General features: G+C 33.2%; 31 protein-coding genes and 1 tRNA gene. All 32 read right to left on the bottom strand.

The features are described 5' to 3' along the window. On the bottom strand, window positions 1-227 hold a 227-nt coding region (locus B5D25_RS10960), incomplete at its 3' end, for a helix-turn-helix domain-containing protein (RefSeq protein ID WP_159444160.1). A gap of 116 nt (window positions 228-343) precedes the next feature. Further along, complete coding sequence (locus B5D25_RS10965; RefSeq protein ID WP_159444161.1) at window positions 344-1,084, bottom strand: metallophosphoesterase; 741 nt, start codon at window positions 1,082-1,084, stop codon at window positions 344-346. A gap of 77 nt (window positions 1,085-1,161) precedes the next feature. Further along, window positions 1,162-1,716 (bottom strand): hypothetical protein, encoded by a 555-nt coding sequence (locus B5D25_RS10970; protein ID WP_078788011.1) that lies wholly within the window; start codon window positions 1,714-1,716, stop codon window positions 1,162-1,164. Window positions 1,717-1,738: 22 nt separating this feature from the next. Continuing rightward, window positions 1,739-1,933 (bottom strand): hypothetical protein, encoded by a 195-nt coding sequence (locus B5D25_RS10975; RefSeq protein WP_078788012.1) that lies wholly within the window; start codon window positions 1,931-1,933, stop codon window positions 1,739-1,741. Between the two features lie 173 nt (window positions 1,934-2,106). Then, a complete protein-coding gene (locus B5D25_RS10980; RefSeq protein WP_078788013.1) occupies window positions 2,107-2,505 on the bottom strand; it encodes a hypothetical protein in 399 nt (132 codons plus the stop codon). Window positions 2,506-2,520: 15 nt separating this feature from the next. Beyond that, a complete protein-coding gene (locus tag B5D25_RS10985; RefSeq protein ID WP_078788014.1) occupies window positions 2,521-2,955 on the bottom strand; it encodes a hypothetical protein in 435 nt (144 codons plus the stop codon). 129 nt (window positions 2,956-3,084) lie between these two features. Then, window positions 3,085-3,822, bottom strand: a complete 738-nt coding sequence (locus B5D25_RS10990) for a hypothetical protein (protein ID WP_078788015.1) — start codon at window positions 3,820-3,822, stop codon at window positions 3,085-3,087. A 94-nt stretch (window positions 3,823-3,916) separates the two neighbouring features. Further along, a complete protein-coding gene (locus B5D25_RS10995) occupies window positions 3,917-4,138 on the bottom strand; it encodes a hypothetical protein (protein ID WP_078788016.1) in 222 nt (73 codons plus the stop codon). Beyond that, window positions 4,116-4,652 (bottom strand): hypothetical protein, encoded by a 537-nt coding sequence (locus B5D25_RS11000; protein ID WP_078788017.1) that lies wholly within the window; start codon window positions 4,650-4,652, stop codon window positions 4,116-4,118. The genes B5D25_RS10995 and B5D25_RS11000 overlap by 23 nt, the downstream gene beginning before the upstream one ends. A gap of 20 nt (window positions 4,653-4,672) precedes the next feature. Then, window positions 4,673-5,056: a hypothetical protein gene (locus tag B5D25_RS11005; RefSeq protein WP_078788018.1), complete on the bottom strand. Its 384-nt coding sequence runs from the start codon at window positions 5,054-5,056 to the stop codon at window positions 4,673-4,675. 19 nt (window positions 5,057-5,075) lie between these two features. Next, window positions 5,076-5,591 carry a hypothetical protein gene (locus B5D25_RS11010; RefSeq protein WP_078788019.1) on the bottom strand — a complete coding sequence of 172 codons (516 nt, stop codon included), beginning with the start codon at window positions 5,589-5,591 and terminating at the stop codon, window positions 5,076-5,078. Window positions 5,592-5,593: 2 nt separating this feature from the next. After that, on the bottom strand, window positions 5,594-6,016 hold the full coding sequence (locus B5D25_RS11015; RefSeq protein ID WP_078788020.1) for a hypothetical protein: 423 nt from the start codon (window positions 6,014-6,016) through the stop codon (window positions 5,594-5,596). A gap of 23 nt (window positions 6,017-6,039) precedes the next feature. After that, complete coding sequence (locus tag B5D25_RS11020; RefSeq protein WP_078788021.1) at window positions 6,040-6,228, bottom strand: hypothetical protein; 189 nt, start codon at window positions 6,226-6,228, stop codon at window positions 6,040-6,042. 23 nt (window positions 6,229-6,251) lie between these two features. Next, complete coding sequence (locus tag B5D25_RS11025; RefSeq protein ID WP_078788022.1) at window positions 6,252-6,839, bottom strand: GIY-YIG nuclease family protein; 588 nt, start codon at window positions 6,837-6,839, stop codon at window positions 6,252-6,254. Window positions 6,840-6,843: 4 nt separating this feature from the next. Then, entirely contained in the window at window positions 6,844-7,287 is a 444-nt protein-coding gene (locus tag B5D25_RS11030; protein ID WP_078788023.1) for a hypothetical protein, read from the bottom strand. Continuing rightward, the gene (locus tag B5D25_RS11035; RefSeq protein WP_078788024.1) at window positions 7,274-7,549 is read right to left on the bottom strand and encodes a phage holin family protein; all 276 of its coding nucleotides are present in this window, start codon (window positions 7,547-7,549) and stop codon (window positions 7,274-7,276) included. Before B5D25_RS11035 ends, B5D25_RS11030 begins: the two co-directional genes overlap by 14 nt. An 11-nt stretch (window positions 7,550-7,560) precedes the next feature. Beyond that, window positions 7,561-8,679 carry a cysteine desulfurase family protein gene (locus B5D25_RS11040; protein ID WP_078788025.1) on the bottom strand — a complete coding sequence of 373 codons (1,119 nt, stop codon included), beginning with the start codon at window positions 8,677-8,679 and terminating at the stop codon, window positions 7,561-7,563. Between the two features lie 3 nt (window positions 8,680-8,682). Next, window positions 8,683-8,889: a hypothetical protein gene (locus B5D25_RS11045; protein WP_078788026.1), complete on the bottom strand. Its 207-nt coding sequence runs from the start codon at window positions 8,887-8,889 to the stop codon at window positions 8,683-8,685. Window positions 8,890-8,911: 22 nt separating this feature from the next. Then, the gene (locus B5D25_RS11050; RefSeq protein WP_078788027.1) at window positions 8,912-9,268 is read right to left on the bottom strand and encodes a hypothetical protein; all 357 of its coding nucleotides are present in this window, start codon (window positions 9,266-9,268) and stop codon (window positions 8,912-8,914) included. A gap of 35 nt (window positions 9,269-9,303) precedes the next feature. Next, window positions 9,304-9,374: transfer RNA gene (locus B5D25_RS11055), tRNA-Thr, on the bottom strand. 34 nt (window positions 9,375-9,408) lie between these two features. Next, window positions 9,409-9,660, bottom strand: coding sequence for an Ig-like domain-containing protein (locus B5D25_RS13300; RefSeq protein WP_078788028.1), 252 nt, complete (start codon window positions 9,658-9,660; stop codon window positions 9,409-9,411). Next, window positions 9,644-10,483, bottom strand: a complete 840-nt coding sequence (locus B5D25_RS11065) for a hypothetical protein (RefSeq protein WP_078788029.1) — start codon at window positions 10,481-10,483, stop codon at window positions 9,644-9,646. Before B5D25_RS11065 ends, B5D25_RS13300 begins: the two co-directional genes overlap by 17 nt. A gap of 54 nt (window positions 10,484-10,537) precedes the next feature. Next, entirely contained in the window at window positions 10,538-11,362 is an 825-nt protein-coding gene (locus tag B5D25_RS11070; protein WP_078788030.1) for a hypothetical protein, read from the bottom strand. After that, complete coding sequence (locus tag B5D25_RS11075) at window positions 11,362-11,961, bottom strand: hypothetical protein (RefSeq protein ID WP_078788031.1); 600 nt, start codon at window positions 11,959-11,961, stop codon at window positions 11,362-11,364. Before B5D25_RS11075 ends, B5D25_RS11070 begins: the two co-directional genes overlap by 1 nt. Before the next feature lie 12 nt (window positions 11,962-11,973). Continuing rightward, window positions 11,974-13,161, bottom strand: coding sequence for a hypothetical protein (locus tag B5D25_RS11080; protein WP_078788032.1), 1,188 nt, complete (start codon window positions 13,159-13,161; stop codon window positions 11,974-11,976). Continuing rightward, a complete protein-coding gene (locus tag B5D25_RS11085) occupies window positions 13,158-13,502 on the bottom strand; it encodes a hypothetical protein (RefSeq protein ID WP_078788033.1) in 345 nt (114 codons plus the stop codon). The genes B5D25_RS11080 and B5D25_RS11085 overlap by 4 nt, the downstream gene beginning before the upstream one ends. After that, window positions 13,502-13,963 carry a hypothetical protein gene (locus B5D25_RS11090; RefSeq protein WP_078788034.1) on the bottom strand — a complete coding sequence of 154 codons (462 nt, stop codon included), beginning with the start codon at window positions 13,961-13,963 and terminating at the stop codon, window positions 13,502-13,504. Before B5D25_RS11090 ends, B5D25_RS11085 begins: the two co-directional genes overlap by 1 nt. Before the next feature lie 18 nt (window positions 13,964-13,981). Further along, complete coding sequence (locus B5D25_RS11095; RefSeq protein WP_078788035.1) at window positions 13,982-14,554, bottom strand: hypothetical protein; 573 nt, start codon at window positions 14,552-14,554, stop codon at window positions 13,982-13,984. A gap of 62 nt (window positions 14,555-14,616) precedes the next feature. Beyond that, on the bottom strand, window positions 14,617-15,729 hold the full coding sequence (locus B5D25_RS11100; RefSeq protein ID WP_078788036.1) for a hypothetical protein: 1,113 nt from the start codon (window positions 15,727-15,729) through the stop codon (window positions 14,617-14,619). A gap of 25 nt (window positions 15,730-15,754) precedes the next feature. Continuing rightward, window positions 15,755-16,231 carry a hypothetical protein gene (locus tag B5D25_RS11105; RefSeq protein WP_078788037.1) on the bottom strand — a complete coding sequence of 159 codons (477 nt, stop codon included), beginning with the start codon at window positions 16,229-16,231 and terminating at the stop codon, window positions 15,755-15,757. Between the two features lie 39 nt (window positions 16,232-16,270). Beyond that, window positions 16,271-17,575, bottom strand: a complete 1,305-nt coding sequence (locus B5D25_RS11110; protein WP_143000676.1) for a hypothetical protein — start codon at window positions 17,573-17,575, stop codon at window positions 16,271-16,273. 126 nt (window positions 17,576-17,701) lie between these two features. Further along, window positions 17,702-19,411: a hypothetical protein gene (locus B5D25_RS11115; RefSeq protein WP_078788039.1), complete on the bottom strand. Its 1,710-nt coding sequence runs from the start codon at window positions 19,409-19,411 to the stop codon at window positions 17,702-17,704. Between the last annotated feature and the right edge of the window lie 120 nt (window positions 19,412-19,531).

Here is a 19,531-nt window from a genome sequence, read left to right on the forward strand (position 1 = left end):
TGAAGTGCTGTGGAATCAACTTCTTTAAGCCACTCTAGTTCTGTTTTAAGTTGTTTCATATCGTTTGCACATTGAACATATGAGAAAGTTATTTTACTTTGCTCATACATCTCGATTCTTTTAGCAAGATACTTATTGTATACAAAACGACAACATCCAAATGTTTTAGTTATTATTTCTTTCTGTTTTTTATTTGGATATATTCTATATTTGTAAGCCTTTTCCACATTTTTCACCTCGCTTATCACATATTATTATGGCGATTCATCTCACTACTAAAGTGGTGAGTGTTCTCGCTTAATCTATAAAAAAAAGAAGCCGTTAGGCTTCTTCAAAAATACGGTTAGACATAAAATTCTTTCATATCTTCCAATCTTAAACATGCTAATCTAGCATTAACATATGTTTTTTTATACACACATCCACAATCAATATTTATATAAGTACTGTTTAATTTACCATTATATTTCTTATAGATATATCCATTATTAAATGAAAATGAATCTTTTAAAATTGTCGGAGTATGTCCTGCTATAATTATGCTATTATTTACAAATGTCGCTTTTCTTGAATATATATAACAATCAATACTACTAACATCACAACCCGCATGTGTAATAATATGCTTGATGCCATTAATCTGCTTTTTATATATATAAGGCATTTTCCTCATAATATCTGACCAACATTTTAACTGGTAAAGATTTGTGAGATTGTTATGTATTAAATCAAAAATAGTATTATAATAATCAAAATATGCGTTTTTTATTTGTGGAATTGTAACAATTGTTTGATATAATAGTTTTGTACTATAAATATCAGTTTTATCAATGTTCAACTCATTTGCAAAACTATCTAATATCTCTATATTTGCAATAAATTCATCCTCATGATTTCCTCTAATTAACAAAATATTATAGGGATAATCTTCAATCCATCTTAACATTTCATAATTCTGACTTCCACGATCAATATAATCTCCAACGCATATAATTTCATCATTATTATTATAATTTATTACATTTAACATTTGTAAAAAATCTTCAAAACAACCGTGTATATCACCAACAATATATGTTCCCATACAATATTTACCTCCGCAATGTATATATACCATTGATAGAAATAAATAACAATATATACGGTTTCGAATAGTAACTATTATAATTTATTTATTTCTGCAATCCAATATTTACTAAAAATATCATCAATATGTTTGTGTGTTTTTATTTTACTAAACATGCTTTTAAATTCTTTCTCTGGAGAAGGACGCGTATTTGTAGGAAATCTTCTATAATTCCAACTGACTTCATACTCAGTTCCATTTCTCCTTTTCTTTCTTTTAAACCTTCGATTATTTTTATTTATACCATGAATACCCAAATGCCACGTTCTATTAAATACCCAATCCGTATCTGCGCGATATGGATCTCCCCTATTAGATTGTATATTTGCTGGATCTATATTTATTCCTGCTTGATACTGCAAGTCACCCAAATATGTACTCCATGATTCATAATTTCTATATCCGCTAGAAGCCCACCACGTTGAATTAGTTCTCTCATATAGAATAGGAGTATAATCATTATAAAATCTTGTTATTTGTGACTCATAAGCTTTTTCAATTTCTTTTCCTATTTTTTGAGCAGTTTTTTCAAGCGCAGTTTTATAAGATTTTTTAAATATTTCTATATCAATAATATTATTATCACTCATAAATTTCTCCTTTCAGAAATCTTTAATAACTTATTACCTCCGATAAGCTTACTCCAAACATTTCAAATATAAGTTGTGCCTCATTAGGAGTGGGAGATAAGTCGCGTAAAACAATATCTTCAACTCTTTCAATATTACAACCAGTAATATTAACTACATCACTGATAGTTTTTTCATGTTCTATCATTAAATCTCTTATTAAATCATTTATAATCATAATAATTTCCTCCATAATGAAATACATAACCTGTTCAGTTATGCTATGGTAAATATGCTACAAACAACATATTTTTTAATACCTTGTAAAAATATGCTCTTGGTGACATATTTAAAAAAAGCCCTCGAGTGACTAAATCACGCAAGGGCTATAATCACTTATTATTTAATTGTTTATCTCATTTCCATCTGTTCAATAAGTCGCATAACGGCTTTTCTATCTTTTTCGTCCATCGCCATATCAGCTACTTCTTGAAGATGATTAATCATTGTATTTTTACTTTCATCCCGAGAATATCCTCCGGTCATACTACGTCCGTAAGATCCACGTCCGTACATACCCATTGTTCTCCCAAAACGATTGCGACCATAGGAAGCTCCATTACCATAACTTCTTCCGTTTCCTTGCGAAAATCCACCCATATCATCCATAGAATCTATTTCGTTAATATCTTTGATAATATCTACAAATTTATCTACAAGTTCAACGTCCTTACTATCTAATTTTTCTTTGTTTGAAATCTCCTCTAATTCACAATACATTTTGTCATAGATTTTATCTAATGTATCCATAGTGTTCCCCCTTTCTTACGCCACTCTAACCAAATCTATAATTGAATTGGTTAATATAATTGGTTGCGACGATGTATTAGTAATTGAAATATATTGCGGAACCCCACGATATATAGGTACTTCTATGCTTCGAGAAACATTCTCATATACATTAACAGCAGTAGGAGTAATTCTGATTGTAGACGCTGGCTCTACCGCACCACCTACAGACACCGCTAAAGTTATTTCTTCAACAGTACCACCGGTAGGTATCGCCACATTTGCGCCAAAATCAACCTGAAGTCTACCTATTGCTGCATATGGATTCTTAACAACACCTCTAGCTATAAACACACTAGATTCGTCTTGATGAATAATACTTCCGTTTCCACACGGAAAACCATCGTTTGAAAATATAACAGAAGCTCCGGGAGCTACTGTTTGCTCATTAATAAATCTATACTCTGACATAGTTTTATCCTCCAATCTAAATAAGTCGCCCCACCTTCAGAACGAAAGTGAAGCGACCGGTATCAAAATCAATTTATAATTTAAATTGAAAATTATTATTTCTAAAATGTTACCAAATAGGAGATTTAATTAACCTACAAAACCATTGGCACCATATCCATAGCCATAGCCCGATCCATAATTTCCATAGAAATTAGGAAGAAAATATGCAGGAACTGGTGTAGGAACAATTTTGTTGATTAAATACTGTGTCTGAGCATTATTGTCAGCTACAAGTGCAGCCGTCTGCGCATTCTGAGAAGCAGCAAGGTTTGAAAGATTAATCTGAGTTCTAAGATTTGCTATTTCTTCATTCTTCTGCTCGAGAGTCTGTGCATTAAGCTGATCCTTAAGAGACTGAATACCAATATTAATTGTATTTGTTACGCTTTGAAGAGCGTCTGTAACCGCAGATCTATCTGCACATGCTTCAGTAGCCACTGTGTATTTAAGATCCGCTATATTTGCATTTGTGTTACAAGCGTTAGTGGCTTGGTTAAGTGCGAGAGCAGAAAGCTGTCCTGTAAGATTTGCCGTCTGATTACACTGTGAGATTTCGGAATTCGAAAATCCATTACTAATTGACGCCTGAATTCCGGCAATACCACTCATAACTGCACTCTGGTCAAACCCACGCTGAACATCGTTTACCATATAAGGAACTCCGTTGTTTCCACCGCCGAAGCCGTTTCCCCAACCCCCATTAAAAGCAAACAGAAATAAAACAAGGAGCCAAAAGGCTCCACCGTCATTTCCAAATCCAAAACCATTTCCACCTGTAACTGCTGCAATATCTGCAGCTGATAAATTTCCATCACTAATAGCCATAATTTTTCTCCTTTCATAAATAAAATAATTGACGCGTCCGTCAACCTTACGTAAGGGATTTATTTTCAAATGACACTAAGTCATATTGAACAAATTAAAAACCACCTAAAAACTTTTGATAATAGGTGGCAAGTTGTGAGAGTTTATTGAATTGTTCTTGAGTCATCTGTCCTGACTGCAACATTTGCTTTACTTGCTGTTCAGGATTTCCTTGAAAATTTTGTTTGAAATTTTGAAATTCCTTTAACAAATTTGCTACACCATTATTAGATGAAGATTGATTCCCAAATGAATTAAATAGTGAACTTCTTTTCATTTATATCCTTCTCCTTTCTAGTATTGTTAAAAGTGTTACCAGTAAAATTTAGAGAAGGTTTTGTCTCAAGATCTAGTATTCGAGTTTCCAATTCAGTGTATTTTTTATGCAACTCATCGTATCTTTCTTTAGTTACATATTCACTCATATCTGTCTTTGGGATTTCTACCGGTTCTTCTTTTGGATCGCTAAGAATTTTAGTAACTAATGGAAGTGGTACTCCATTATTATCTACCGATTTGATATACACAAAATCACCCTCAGTATCAAATAGTGGAAGAGTAGTTCCACGAGCTACGGGATATGATTGTGCCCCGGCTTTTCCTTGTACCCATACCATATATGAGTCTATCGAATTTGTTTGTCCATTTTGAACATTGTAGTTTTGTAATGTTCCCGACATTTGTGTCGGTAACATCTGTGTTTGTTCAATTAACTGTTGCTGAGGATACATTGGCATTATTGGTTGCGAGTATCCAAAATTGTAATTATAAGGTGTTGAATAGTATGCCATTACGCATACCTCCTTTCATATTAATATATTATACGCTCATAGTAATAAATAGGAACTTCCCTCCCAGAATCCCATGAGTCATAATAATCTCCATTAATTACGGCGACAACATGGCTACCTGTCGCCAAAATAAACTCTCCATCCGGATTATCAAAACAAAAATCTTTAATTGTATAACAATCAGGACAAGTATTGGGTATGACTTTTCTAGTAAATCCTTTTCCTCGCAAATAAGCATCCCAAACATTATTGGAATTTCCCCACTCTTTCATGAGAAAACCTTGTATACATAATTCTATATATGTTTGATCCCATGAAAAATTAAGAACTTTCGAAATAGCGCGAATAACACAATCGCCACGAGATTGATAAGTCGGATTAGAATTATATCTTTTCCAAGCCATACTCAATACCCCCTTTTTATCAGTTTTTATTATCTTCAAGAATCTCTTTAATGGCAGATTCTATAATTTCCTCTGATATATCTAAACTATTTTTCAGATTATAAAGTAGAGCAGTAATAGAATATTCATTATCTCTAAGATCATTGAGTTTCATATTTAAAAGAATGTTAAATTCTTCAAGTTCTGTTTCCGGAATTGCTCCAATAAGAACTTCAATTGCTCCAATTTCATTTAACTCATCATACTGTTCCAAAAACTTTGTACCTTCAAAAACAATGTCAATGTCTGTATATAAATTTATAATTGTCATCGTAAAACATATATGTCTGGCAACAGTATTCATTTTAACAATCTTTTTATCTCCGACTGTAGTATAACAAGTGGAAGAGATAATAGAATCGCACCACGCATCTTTTTCTGAGAGTTTTACATACTGAACAGTAATATGTTTCTTTATAAAATCTTCAAATGTTTTATCTTTAGCTTTTAAGTTTGCCTTATATACTTTTATGAAATTTTCGACAGTTATTCCCATATTTAAACCTCCTGAATTAATTCATACATAACTAAAAGATCATCAGCCGAAAGACCGGCGTTCATAACTTCTTCTGGTGTAAATTTAGTCATATTAACACTTACATCTGACTCTAATATTTCAGTTATATCATCAGTAAAACCTTTAAGTTTTTCTTCGTAAACTTTCTGAGCAGCTTTGAATTCCTCATCATTCTTATAATCATCTTTAACTGGATTTAGAATTCCAATTATGCCACCACCATTTGGAGTAGAATACTGTCGAACTTTTTCCTCTCGGATTGTTTCAAAATTATTAACCACCGATTCAAACTGTTTACACATAGTAAGTAATTTAAATTTTACAAGTGCCGTTACATCTACATCTTTGTCATTTATAATGTTTTTAAATAACTTATTATAATTTAAAATATCCTTTACTTTCATTAATAATCACTAATCCTTTCTTTTTATTCCTTGACTTGAAACATGAAATAATATCCATCATTTGTTTCAACTGAATAACTCCCATCTGAGTCCATATATTTAATTCTGACTATCTGAGGATTTTCTCGCATATTCATTATTTCCGAACCCTCTTTAGGAGTTAATACATAATTTTTTTCTCTTATATACATATCTATTTCCCAAGAATACACGAAACACACCTCCCAAATTGTTATTATGAATTATCCTTATAGTAATTTAAAAATTCTTCAAATTTAACAATAGCCTTTTCTTGGTTTTTATTTGGTTTATCACTTTTTTTAGAGTAATTTAAATGCTTATTAAATAGATTTGCTATTTCTCTACTAGCATTTTTTCGACCTTGAACAAGTCCATCTCTATAACCTTTTGTAGGACGATATTCGTCTATTTGATTCTTTCCAATTCCCTGTCCACCACTTGTTTTATTACGTAACTGATATCCATTATCGGCATATTGTTTTATAAAAAACTGTTCTTTATTATCCAATTCGGATTCTGGAAATTTTAAATAATTTATTTTCCACCCCTCAGGATTTTCGTCACTATACATTCCATATTTCCGAAGCGATAAATCGATATGCTGATACCCCGTAAAATGTTGGACTAAACGAGAGAGAATATGTTTGGCTTGCCCTACATAAGCATATTTAAAACCATTTGAATCCTCTCTGATAAAAAAATAGATTCCACTATCATCATCCAAAGTAGAATCTATTTTTAATAATTTTTTTTTATAATTATTTTCTATAGCTATACGTTGTTTATAGTTCCTATAAACCATTTAATCATTCCTTACTCAATTTAGTAGTCCATGCACGACGTTCTAATAATTCAAAATATTCTTTCTTTATATGTGCCGTACTTGCACTTGTAATATTATTTTTAAATTTTGGGTGACTCTGGGTATATTCTTCATATCTCTGAATATCATCCAACACCTGATCCCAAGAGTCTTTACTTGGCTGTTTCCCAAGCTGAAGTTCATCCTCAAAATGTAAAATACGCACCCGTATTGTTGTTGCTTGATTCTCGTCTACCTTTTTTTCAAGCGCGTCTAATTTATTTGAAAGAGCAGTAATACCCAAAAATTTCCCAAATATTTTTCCTATAGCTGTCCACGGATTAATCTTAATTTTTGATACCTCCACCAATGATAATAATGTAATTAAAATAATTGTTGATATTTTCGGATTTTCTGCGATTATCTTCCAAATACTATTTAGAGTCATTCGTTACATCCTTGTCTTTAAATAATTGCTTGTAAATTTGATTTATTCCGGTAGACGCAGCACCAGAAACAATTCCTAAAGCACAAGCTTGATACGAGAATCCTTTTAAAAGAATTCCCGAAATTCCTCCCAAGAAAATCATGATCAGGGGAATATATTTGTCATTTATGAATGAAGCCTTTTTAATTGCATAACCAATACAGTAGCAAACTGCCACAATAATGGGAACGCAATATTCTGAGAGTATAACATTAATATCCATAATAATTCCTCCTATTTTAATAAGCTAATAATGCTCTTAAGCATTCTTTTTGTATATTCAATTTCTTGTTCTGTGGTTTCTTCACATATTGTAAACCTTACACATTCCAATGCTTCTTCGGAAGATAAACCATAAGCCAAAGCGACATGACTTGGTTCGTCAGAATCCGTAGAACATGCAGATCCGGTTCCTATATATATATTCACATCATTTAAAAGATTAACTAAATCTAATCCTTTAATTCCCGGAAACCTGCAAAATATATTATTTGGAAGTCTATTTTTTCCAATCTTACCTATTACTTTTCCGCCAATGTCACGTATAAAATACAATAGAGAATCTCTTTTATTTTCAAGAGTGGAAGAGTTGTATTCTATTATATTAAACGCTTCTCCCAAACTTGCTATGAGCGGAGTTGACGGAGTACCGCCAATTAATCCTTGTTCTCCAAATATTATTGGAGTTATTTTATTTTGTATGGAATTTCTTATATATAACAATCCCGTTCCTTTTAGTCCATTTATTTTTTGTCCCGACATTGACATTGCATCTATTCGAAAATCCTGCACATCGATAGGATAATAAGGTATAAACTGAGTTGCATCTACATGTAAATATCCTTTGTTATATTCATGAACTATTTTCGAGATAAGCTTTATGGGTTGTATAATTCCTGTTTCAGAATTAGCCATTTGTATACTCACTAAACAAGGAATATTTAATCGAGAACATTTTGAAATATGACGAGATAATTCAGAAATATCTATTATTCCATTTTTATTTACATTAATTAATTGTTTTGCATAAGGAAGCCAATCATATAATCTTATAATGTCGTTATGTTCAACAACCGATGTTATAAATACAGTTTCAGGTTGATTTCGCAACATACCTTGAATCAATACATTGTTAGACATGGTTGCTCCGTTAGTGAAGAATACTTCTTCGGACTTACAATTAATTTTTTTTCCAATAATATTTTTAGCCTTTTCTATTTCTTCACGAGCTAAAATACCCGCCATATGTTCTGAACTTGGATTACCATATAATGTTTCAGCAATATTATTAAATTTCGCCAAAACTCTTTTGTCTACTTTTGTGCTGGCAGCATTGTCTAAATATACTTCCATAAATCACCGCCTGTCTTGCCATTCTCTCCAAGCTTCCTTTGTAGCGCTTCTCTTAAATACGAATACAATAATCGGATCATTAGTATTTATATCTCGAGATGGGAATATATGTACCGGTTTAATTCCTTTCGCTTCCCAATAAAACGCCGCCTGTTTCGGATTGACAATAATTATATTATCTTCAAAATCTATATTTGACGATTGAAACATTTTCCTTTTCCTCCTATAATCACTATTCTATTGATTTATTACGTCTTCGTCTGGATCTTTTAGGTTTTATTTCTTCTATGGGTTGTTCTATAGATTCCTCTACTGTTTCAACAACAGAAGATTTATACTCCATTATTTTTCGAACAGTATCAGCAACCGACTTCTGAATATCCTTGCCAATATATAATTTGCTTAAACCTTCCTTAGCTTCTTCTATTGATATTAATTTTCCTTCAAATTTACTACATATTCGAAATATTTCTCGACAGTTTTCCGAACAATAATTTAACTTCCATGTATTATTTGATGCCTGTTTGTCGCAATGTCCACAATACTCATATGAATTTCCGCAAACACAACATTTTCTTTTACTTGACAATTAATCACTTCCTTTCATTTTTAACGAATTTTACAAGCCCAAAGTCGGAATTGAACCAACGTTTGGAGATTACAAATCACCCGTTCTACCGTTAAACTATTTGGGCAAAAAAGGGAGAGGTATATCCCCTCCCCATAAAATTATTCAGTTACAATAATATTACATGTGTCAGTATAATCTACGCCGTCCACAGTAATCTTAGCTGTTATTGTAGCAGTACCCGCAGAGACACCAGTAACAACACCATCCACAATAGTAGCTACTTCATCATCGCTAGATGTCCAAGTAACCACAGAATTTGCAGGCACAGTTGTTGCTACAAGAGTAAGAGTTTCTCCTACGGAAACATTATCCTCAGCCCTGCCGAGGTTGATACTAGGGTGTATCGTCAGCTTCTGTTACAACTGTTTCAACAATATTTTCATCTGGGTAGAAGATATAGTAAAGAACTTTTGTTCCTGAACAATAATCTACCTGAAGTGTTCCGTTGAAATCCATTTCCTGATTTTCGCTAGAAAGGTTAATTGTAACAGATGGATCTGCCATGAAGTTAGGGATAACAACATACGCAGGTCTAAGCTCTTCCTTACAAGGATCTACATAAGAAACGTAGAGTGTAAGTCTACAAGCACTTGGGAATTTATCAGCAGTATTTGTAAGTTTAATACCACTTTCAACTTCTCTTGTATACATTACAAGGTAATTAACTGGATAATCAACTCCGGCTGTTGTGCCTGTAGAAGGAAGAGTAATAGTATCTCCGGCAACCTTAAATGTACCATCATCAAAAGAAGCAGCAGAAGTACTCTTTGTAAGTGGCTCAGAGTTTGCACCATTACCATAAATACCAATAACCTTAACTGTGTCAAGGTCTGCTGTTGTATCTTCGATTTCTGCACCCGGTGCAACGATAATAATCTTTGGCATATCGATCTTCTTTGTAGAAGTTGCCTTCTCGATTGTTGAACCTGAAGCTGCGTTCATAATAGCTGGATGGAGAAATGCGTTAGTTGCATTGAACTCACCGTTCTTTGAAGTATAGATACGTCTAACGATATTTCCCTTCTTATCTGTGATTTCTCTTGGATCCGAAGTAATTGCGATACTTGCGTTTGAAAGCTGATCTACTGTGTAATAGATTTCTGACTCATCAAATGAAGTTGCAACGGCTTCAAGAATCTCATCTATTGTATGGTTTCCTAAAATAAATGCCATAATTCTTTTCTCCTTTACAAAAAAAATAAAAGCAATCATTTAAGATTGCTTATGTTAAATAGGTTTCATAAAATTGTAATCTTCCGGTTTTATTTTGGACGAATCCATAAAGCCGGAATATAAACCGTGACTAAGAGCATTGGTTGACTCGTATATTTGAAGTCTTTTCACGCTATCAAAAAATTGATATACACCTAATTCTCTAAGTTCAGACGACTTGTATTTGAATCCGGGGTGATTGCAACAACCAGATATGATAGGAAGTAATCCTGAATCTTCTTCAGAACCACTCTTTTTTTTATTCTCTCTATTACGAAGTTCATTTTGGTCTTTGCGAATATACCATTTCTTCATAATTTTATCACTCGTCATTTTTTCCTCCGGAAAAATATTAAATACATTTCTTAAATACTGAGACAAATGAAAATAAACTTCCTCGTTTATTTCAACTTCATTTTCCATATCCCTTAATATAGGAGTTTTAGTTCCATCCTTTGCAACTTTTTCAAAAGCCCCAAACTTTTCAAGATCTATATTAGGAAGGAACGTTTGATAAACCTCTTTATCCGCACCTCGAATTAACATTATGAAAAGTTGAAAATCGGAAATTTCATTCCAATCTATATTTTGCTCCCAAAGTTGTAATCTGAAACTTGTAGTATTTGATGTGAACAAACTTAATGTTGAATAATATCTTTTTTCGCCCAATCTAACGATATCGCCTATTTTGGGTTGGGTAAGAACAATATTCCCATCCACACCCTCCAAATCAATAACGTAGGGGTCTCCAAAAAACAAAGATAGTTTATCAAACTCAATTATAGGATTTCGAGATTTGATTTTTTTTATTGCCCCAACGTTTAACTGTTGCTTTGCCATTAATAAGTTATTTCCTTATTTGCTATTCTTGTAGGTTTACCATATTGGGTTTTAGTAACATTATTATCAGTTACCTGACTAAATATTAAAGTTCGACACAAATACTTTGCATCCACAACAGATTCATTATCTGAAATAAGTTGTATGGTTCGTCCAAAGAAATTGCTATAATTAAATTGGTCTTGAATAAGAGCAGCCAACAGATCGTGTCTTGCAATTCCCGTATCTTCATCTTTAATATTTTTCTGTTCACACAAAATTACAAATACTACATGTAAATGTTTTTGAAGGTCATTATACATACGAGAAGAATTTGTAAAATTTCGTTCCACATTTTCATACCCAACAGTAAAACAAATATAATTCTGAACATCCGTTTGTGTTTCGGGAATTATGTAATATGGACGAATATTTACACCGAAATACTCATCGTTTTCGGCTTCTTCACTCTGAAGTTTTTTATTATTCAAAACGTGAATAATATCATCGTTTTCAAGCAACTTCTGTTTTATAATTTCCTTAATCCTAATATTATCATTGTCTGTAACGTATTTAAGACTTGCGAGGCGTTTTGAATCTTCTTTATTCCATTTCTTCATAACACGCCTCCTTTATAATGAGACTATTTGAAGTGGCAATTCTGCCACCAAACCATCTCGATTATTTTTAACTGTCAGTACTTTGCCTATATATTCTTCATCTCCTAAGAATTTTATTTTAATAGTATTTGAAGAATTTCCTTCAATTACCTTAACCAACTCTGAAGCGTCAGTATCATCTATATAGTATGACCATTCACCCGGAGTTTGATCATTAATAAGTTCATTGGAATTGTAATAAGCAATGGTTACTGCTTTATAACTACCTTTAACTTTAATATGCGGTTCTGCACCGGCATATGTAATCTCGGCATAATTACCGGAAAGCGTTGGATCTATTTCCGCCGGTATATAAGATGGAAGATTGGATTCATTAATAAGGTCTGCCCACATACCAATAATTCTCCCACTATCATCACGTTCAATCACATCATGATGTTGATCATAATTATCTTCTTTAAATGTATAGAGAATATTTCCCCTATTAGCAAATGGCTCAACCTTAGAAACTCTCCATGCAAGAGGTTCTGGTAAATCCACACTTATAATTATTCTTTTATTGTAGAAGAGAGTCTTTGTAGTTTCATTGTACGGTAATATACATTTTGTTATATTATCTGTACTTTCGAATACATGATCATGCCACACTCCTGACGTGTATGAACTTTGACTTCTTTCTACTCCCCACATTTCTTTTTTCTTACCACCGTCTACCCATTGAAATTTATGACCACATGGTAATACCGACCATGTAGGGAATTCACTATTATTTGCACTAGCAGTAGAAACCACTAACCATCTATTATATATACCATCTTTGTTTTTTAAATCCACAAATAACCCTGTTGGAAAAACACTGTTTGTAGGTATTTCATATTTATCCTTATAATAAGGAATATTGCACTTATAACTAGGCTTAAACATGATTCTGTTATCTACCTCATCTTTATTTAGTGTTCTATAGGAATTAACCATGAATTTTATTTCAATTGGAATCTTTGTTCCTGATCCTTCCGGACGAAGATCAGTATTCTCGTTCGGCTGATCATCATGTTCAGCATCATAGAACCAACCAACAGTGTGAGTAGGATCGCTATACCAAGTTTCCTCAATTATATTTCTAGCCTCATATCTATGACGCTGTCCATCCGTATGCACTCTACCCACACCAAGTTTTGTTTTGTATTCATTAAAATTCATACAACACCTCCGTTCTTTTTAGAAGGTGTTATTTTCATTACTTCAGCACCGGCATCCAAAATTAATTTGCGATATTTTGAAAAATTAAAGTCGGTTTGTAAATTATTTAAGGCTTCTTCTAAAAGGCTCAATACCATTACTAATTCTGTGGGACACCCCAATAATTCGTTGAGTCCAGAAATCCCCCACATAAGTGTTGTATGAGCAACTGCTAGATTTACGTTCGGAAATTCGTTTGGTTTTTCTGCAACTACTAGCAAAAAGAATATTCTCTTACGAATAATATTAACTATGTCGGAAATTTGCATATCAGCAAATTCCCCGTATTTATGACTAATCATTATCTGTTACCCAAATAAGAGTTATATATATAACCCCTATCTCTAAGCAGAGAACGAACTTTGTTTTTAGAATCAGAAAGCAAATTCCTAAGCTGATCTAAGTGATTAGCTTGAGCAAAAAATCGACTTTCCTTATTATTGGTTACCATTTGATTTACAAGAGAAGTTGTATAAACCTTAGGCTCCAACCAACACACCATCATCTGATATGCCAATAATTCTTCCACAAAATTCTTATCTGAATATTCATTTACAGATTCCGTAAGAGTATATTCCATTTCGGCAATTTCATCATCCGCCGAAAATGTATTAAATATTCTATATATATACGGGACGCTAATAGCAGACTGAAGCCATTCAAGCATCTGCTTTGTAGCGGTAGGTTCTGGAAGTCCCGCAAATTCGTAATCACGAATCTTATTTAAGAAGCGTGAATATATATCATTATAGGAAGAGGTCATGTTCACACCTCCCATATGTTAATTTGACAGAAGTTCATTTAACAGACTAAGGTCAGTACCAAAGGCTTCATCAAGAGCCTTTATCTTTCTGATACTATCTATTTCACCTGTCGTAATCTGATTAACCGCCATTGACTTTAAAGTATCAATAGCACCCTTTGGAAGTTTACTAATAGCTTCTTTCATTTGAGACTCTGGCATATCAAGTATTTCCTTAAGATTCTTTACGGCAAAATGCTCGTCATAGAATTTCTTGAGAGTAGGATATTCGTTAATAAAATCTTCATCCATAACAATTATCCTTGGCTTATATATAGCCTTATCCTTTGAACGAATAAGAGCAACTAAATCTCTATACTCAATATCCGACTCATCATCATAATCCGAAAACATATATGTCATTCCTGTCTTTGTACCATTAATAAACAACTTGCCATATGTTACTGAACGACATGGAATACCATCGTTTGGATCAAACTCTCTCTTTGCAGGCTTAGTATCCATCTGCTTTACCTCTTCATTCTTTACTTCTGTCTCAACAACAGATTCATCTGTATTTACAACCTTTTTAGGCATAACTTTTCTTGGCATAATTCTTTCTCCTTTTATTCATAAAATAGGAGAGGACAGAGCCTCTCCTTACAGTTTGTTTATTAGATATCCCAATAACCGAACATACGTCCAATGTACAGTCCGAAACCAAGTCTTCTCTGTACTTCATATGTCTGAAGGTCAGATACATACTTCTCGTTTCTCTCGAGTACTTCGAAAATTTCAGTATCGCCTTCGTCAACCATCTTAATAAACTTTCCTTCATCACCAATTACTGGAATAATATAAAGCTTATCTGTGTCGAATACATACTGACTATATGTCTTATCCTTGAATCTATTAGGAATCTCAAGGAGAGTTGTTCCCTCATAAATACCGATGTTACCAGTATTCATAACGTTATCTCTCTGATCCTTTGCAGCCCAGTTAACGTCTGCAAGACCACTAATCTTTGAAAGTGCAGCCTTTGCACCCATGATAACTACATTTGCGCCATTGTTTGCAGCTGAAACAGCCTGAACAATATCATCAAATGATGCCTTTGTTGTAGCATCGAGTGTACCAGTACCCTTGAATCTTCCCGGAAGTGAAGTTACAGCCTGAATAAGCTCTGCGTATGTCTCTTCCTGAATCATTGCAACGAATGAACGTCCAATATTTGCTACCCACTTAGACCAATCTACGTCACCAAGGACATAACGATTGATGTCAGCACCAATTTTAACTACATAGAGTTCTGTAGGAATAGAAATTGTCTGTCTACCCTTAAGTCTCTGTAAAATATGATCGTGATGTGATGTTCCGGCTTTAGCGATTGAGAAGAGTGCATCGTCATCCTCAATAACGAAATCCTGTCTATCACCAAAAGCAATCTGCTTTCTATCAACGAGTGCGTTGAAGAAATCTGACTCCTTGAAGTTTGTATCAATAACAATATTAATTGTATCCTCTACGATATCAAACCACTGACGAGCATTATCTCTAATTGCTCTACGAACAGCCTTTGTATCATGGATATCTGTAATTCCAAGTACCTGACGAGAAAAGTCGAGGATTCTTGCATTAGCTTCTTGCTTTGTAATCTTTCTATCTGTTTCAGCATCATAAATCTCACGACCAAGTGCTACATCTGTCATAAGATTTGAAATAGCTTCATAATCTGTATTCATAGCTGAAAATACAGCCATTGTATGCTCATTAAAATTCTTAGCCATAATTTAATTTCCTCCTTTCCTCAAATTACTGTACAACGTACTTTCCAGCACTGTACTTAACTGTCTTACCTACTGCTGGTGTACCTGTGAAAGCTGCATCACTTAGAGATACAAGATCACCTAAATGAAGTTCCATTCCCTGTGTTACATCGCCAGATGCGTTGTAGAAGAGAGCTTCATCTCTGAGTTCTACTTCTGGATAAGGACTCTTTGGTGTGTTATAAACAAAGAAGATCTGTCCATCGAGCTTTGTAAACTCTACATAGTTTCCACCCTCTGAATTGTTAATTTCTCTGATAACACCTTCAACTTTGTTATCAGCAACTTCTACACGATTATACTGATCGAATGATACATAAGTTCCCTTAGTACCAAGCACAGAATTGTCAACGTTGGCATTCATAACAAAATTAATAACATGTCCATATTGACCCATAGCACTTGCTACCTTTGATGGGAAAGCAACTACGTGAGTTGCGTTCTTTGAAAAATCAATTGCCATGATTTATTTCTCCTTTCTTTTTCACAAAAAAATAAGACCTCATTTGAGGTCTTGATTTATATTACTAATATATTTCTGGTATTCTTCTTTGTTAATTATCCTCCATGTGAGTTTTGTACCATCTGATAGTTTTCCACAATATGTATTATTATTATGAAAATAACTACGCAAAGAAGAAACTCCCATTTTTCTTTCGGCTTCAGATATACTATAAAAAACTTCATTTGTTTGCTCACAAAGAACCGGAAATCCTTTAGATTGAGCCAACTTATTATTTGAAGCCAATCTTATTTGTTTTAAAAAATCGTCATATGAAATATTTAATAATTGTAATTCGATAGCTCTCTTAGCATAACTCCTAACAGTGCTGCGATGATTTACATTCAATACTTTAAAAAATTCATCATAAGATTTTACTCCATTATTCCAACTATTTACAAATTTCAATAAATCATTTTGTTGAGCTATAGTATTGGCTTCTTTAAATATACTTTCAGTCAATATAAATAAATTGCCTAAAATTGATTTTGATATATTATTAGATATATAATCATATCTATTTTCAATTCTATCATAATTACAATCAATCCTTATTAATATATAATTATTCTTATATGCCAATTCATCTTTAGCTTTATCTATTAAAATCTGTTCATCCATAGTGGCATTCGGAGTATCTACATTACCATGTCCATATCCTCCATCCATTTCAATAAGATAATTACGATTATTATAATTAAAATAAAAATCATATTTATAATTTGAATCTTTAAAATGAAATTCTGTACGAAAAGCAACATTACATGATTTTAAAACATTTGCCATAAATTTATTTGGATATTTTATACCGTTAGAACAGTAACAACACACAAAACCATTTTTTAAACCATTGGGTCTGATATTTCTATGTTTATGACAATTTGGGCATACAAAATCTAATTCCTTTAATGTATTAATCCTATATATATAACCGTCATTAGGGTCTCCTAACCATTGTGCAACATATGGATGCGTACTCCACATATCATTAACACCTAAAATGGTTTTATGTGTATCTCCGTTAATATTACATACAGGACACTTACTTGTTCCTTTATCATAATGATTTGGAGTATGACTAATAATATAACCACATTTAGTGCATTGAACATCAACAGGCGTTTGAGCGTTTTTGTAACAACCAACAACTTTAAATCCTGCACTATATTTCATATAAAACTTTTTTTCAAATTCCTCTTGAGTTAATCGCCTACTTATTGCACCCACCTCCCTAATACGACAAAAAGTAGAAAGAAAAAAATATCTCTCTACTTTTTGAAACATCACATCGTTAAAATGTAACAAAGTATTTTAATTTCCTACTTTATTATACAATAAATTAATAAATATTGCAATACTAATTAGGAGGTAGAGTTAAACAAAACGTCTGTAATACTCTTTACGAAACTAACTGTTTCACCATATTAAATTTTACTTATTAAAAATTCCACCATATCTACCCTTGCTAGTAGTTTTTTTCTTTGATGGATCACCAAATAGTTTTACACTAACCGCCTTCTTAGGTTCATTAGCACTAAACTTAAGTTCGTTGTGTTTTGAATACTCAAGCAACATTTTGTCAAGCTTATCAGTTAGCTCATCCGTAGAGAGATCAAAGTAATTCTCTCGCTTTGATAACTCGGCAAACTCTTCAGTTTCTCGAATATTCTTCCAATCCTCTGATTGAAGAATTTCCTTCTTTGCTGGTTCGGACTCGTACTTTGCAAGTTTTTCCTCGATAGCAGAGTAGTTAGCTCTCATATTTTCAAGAGCTTTTTGTTCGTCCTCAGTACACCATACCGCCTTAACCGGCACTCTGTCACCAACAAGTGAGTATATATCCTTCTTTACTTTATAACTCTGTTTGTAAGCATTATTACTCCACCAAGCATGCATGATTATATACTTATCATCATCATAAACATCTATATCATACCAAACACCATCTTGTTCAGAATATGTATCATTAACAAGAGTATACAAAGCTTCAATCTTATCCTGAAGACTAACTGAGAATGTCTGAGTCTTATCATCACGAGTTATAGAAACAGAATATTTCTTCTTAGAATCGCCAGCGGTGTCGTCGTCATCACGCTGACCAAGCGGAATTCCCGATGAATCATCGTTATCATCGTCGTCGTCAGCAGGTGGATCTGTCGGATCGTCAGCAGGTGGATCTGTCGGGTCGTCTGCAGGTGGGTCTGTCGGGTCGTCTGCTGGCGGGTCATCATTATCTCCGCCACCTTCTTCCTCGTAATAATCCGTCTCTTCAGGATTCTCTTCTCCATCAAAAACTTCCGCAGAAGGAGAGTCTTTGATTTCCTCTTCGGTTTTTTCTTCGAAATTATCCTTCATGTCTTCCTCCTTTCGTAAGTTTTGATCTATATTAAGACCGTCTAATTTTTCATTTAATTCAGACAGTAACTTAATAACTTTGTCATTCTGCGAAAATAAGCTATTATTTACTTCGCTAAAATCAACTATGGATATCTTTGAATTTTCCATACCGGGTTGAATTTCTGCTCCGGTTTCCCTATCTTTACCAAGGATAGTCACGCCGGAAAATCTAAATTTGTCGATTACTAATTCCTTAGTTTTGCTATTAAAAGAAAGCTCATCAACAACCAACTCAACTGAAACACTAAGTTCTTTTTCTCTTTCAATAATATCAGCAGCTTTGCTATATGTTCGCCATATTATGCCGACACCTTCAAGATACGATTTGTCATCATTATCATACTTAACCAATTTAAGCCCAGCTGATTCAGGTATAACGCCGGTCGGTTGCTCTTCATATTCTATTTCATTATCTGCATTAACAAAGAATTCGTGTCCCGCAAATTGAAATTCGTCGTTGTCATCCTTATATATATAACTTAAAATTGGCATATTATATGCCGTTGGAATAGCTTCTTTCATAGCTTTATCAGATATGTATGATTTATTTCTGTTACTCAAAGTATGACACAATCGAATAGGTGTATACATTAATAAATCATTATCAACATCCTTATCATAAGTAAGAGGTTCGTCTATATGAACTACAATAGTAGTATCGTTATCTTTAGAACTAAACTTTACATTCTTATTCTGAGTTACATAGAAATTATATAAATCAGAGAGATATAAGATTCTTTTCACTTTCCCATATTCCTCCTTTCTAAAAAATAAATACGGAGCAAACCTTTAACAGTCTGCTCCGCCTATATGCCTCACCGTGGTACGCTTGAATCAGAGGCGTGGTGAAGTCTGTTTGATTTA

Origin of the sequence: Eubacterium ruminantium (genome assembly GCF_900167085.1) — a bacterium.
In the GTDB taxonomy this organism is placed as follows: domain Bacteria; phylum Bacillota; class Clostridia; order Lachnospirales; family Lachnospiraceae; genus Eubacterium_Q; species Eubacterium_Q ruminantium.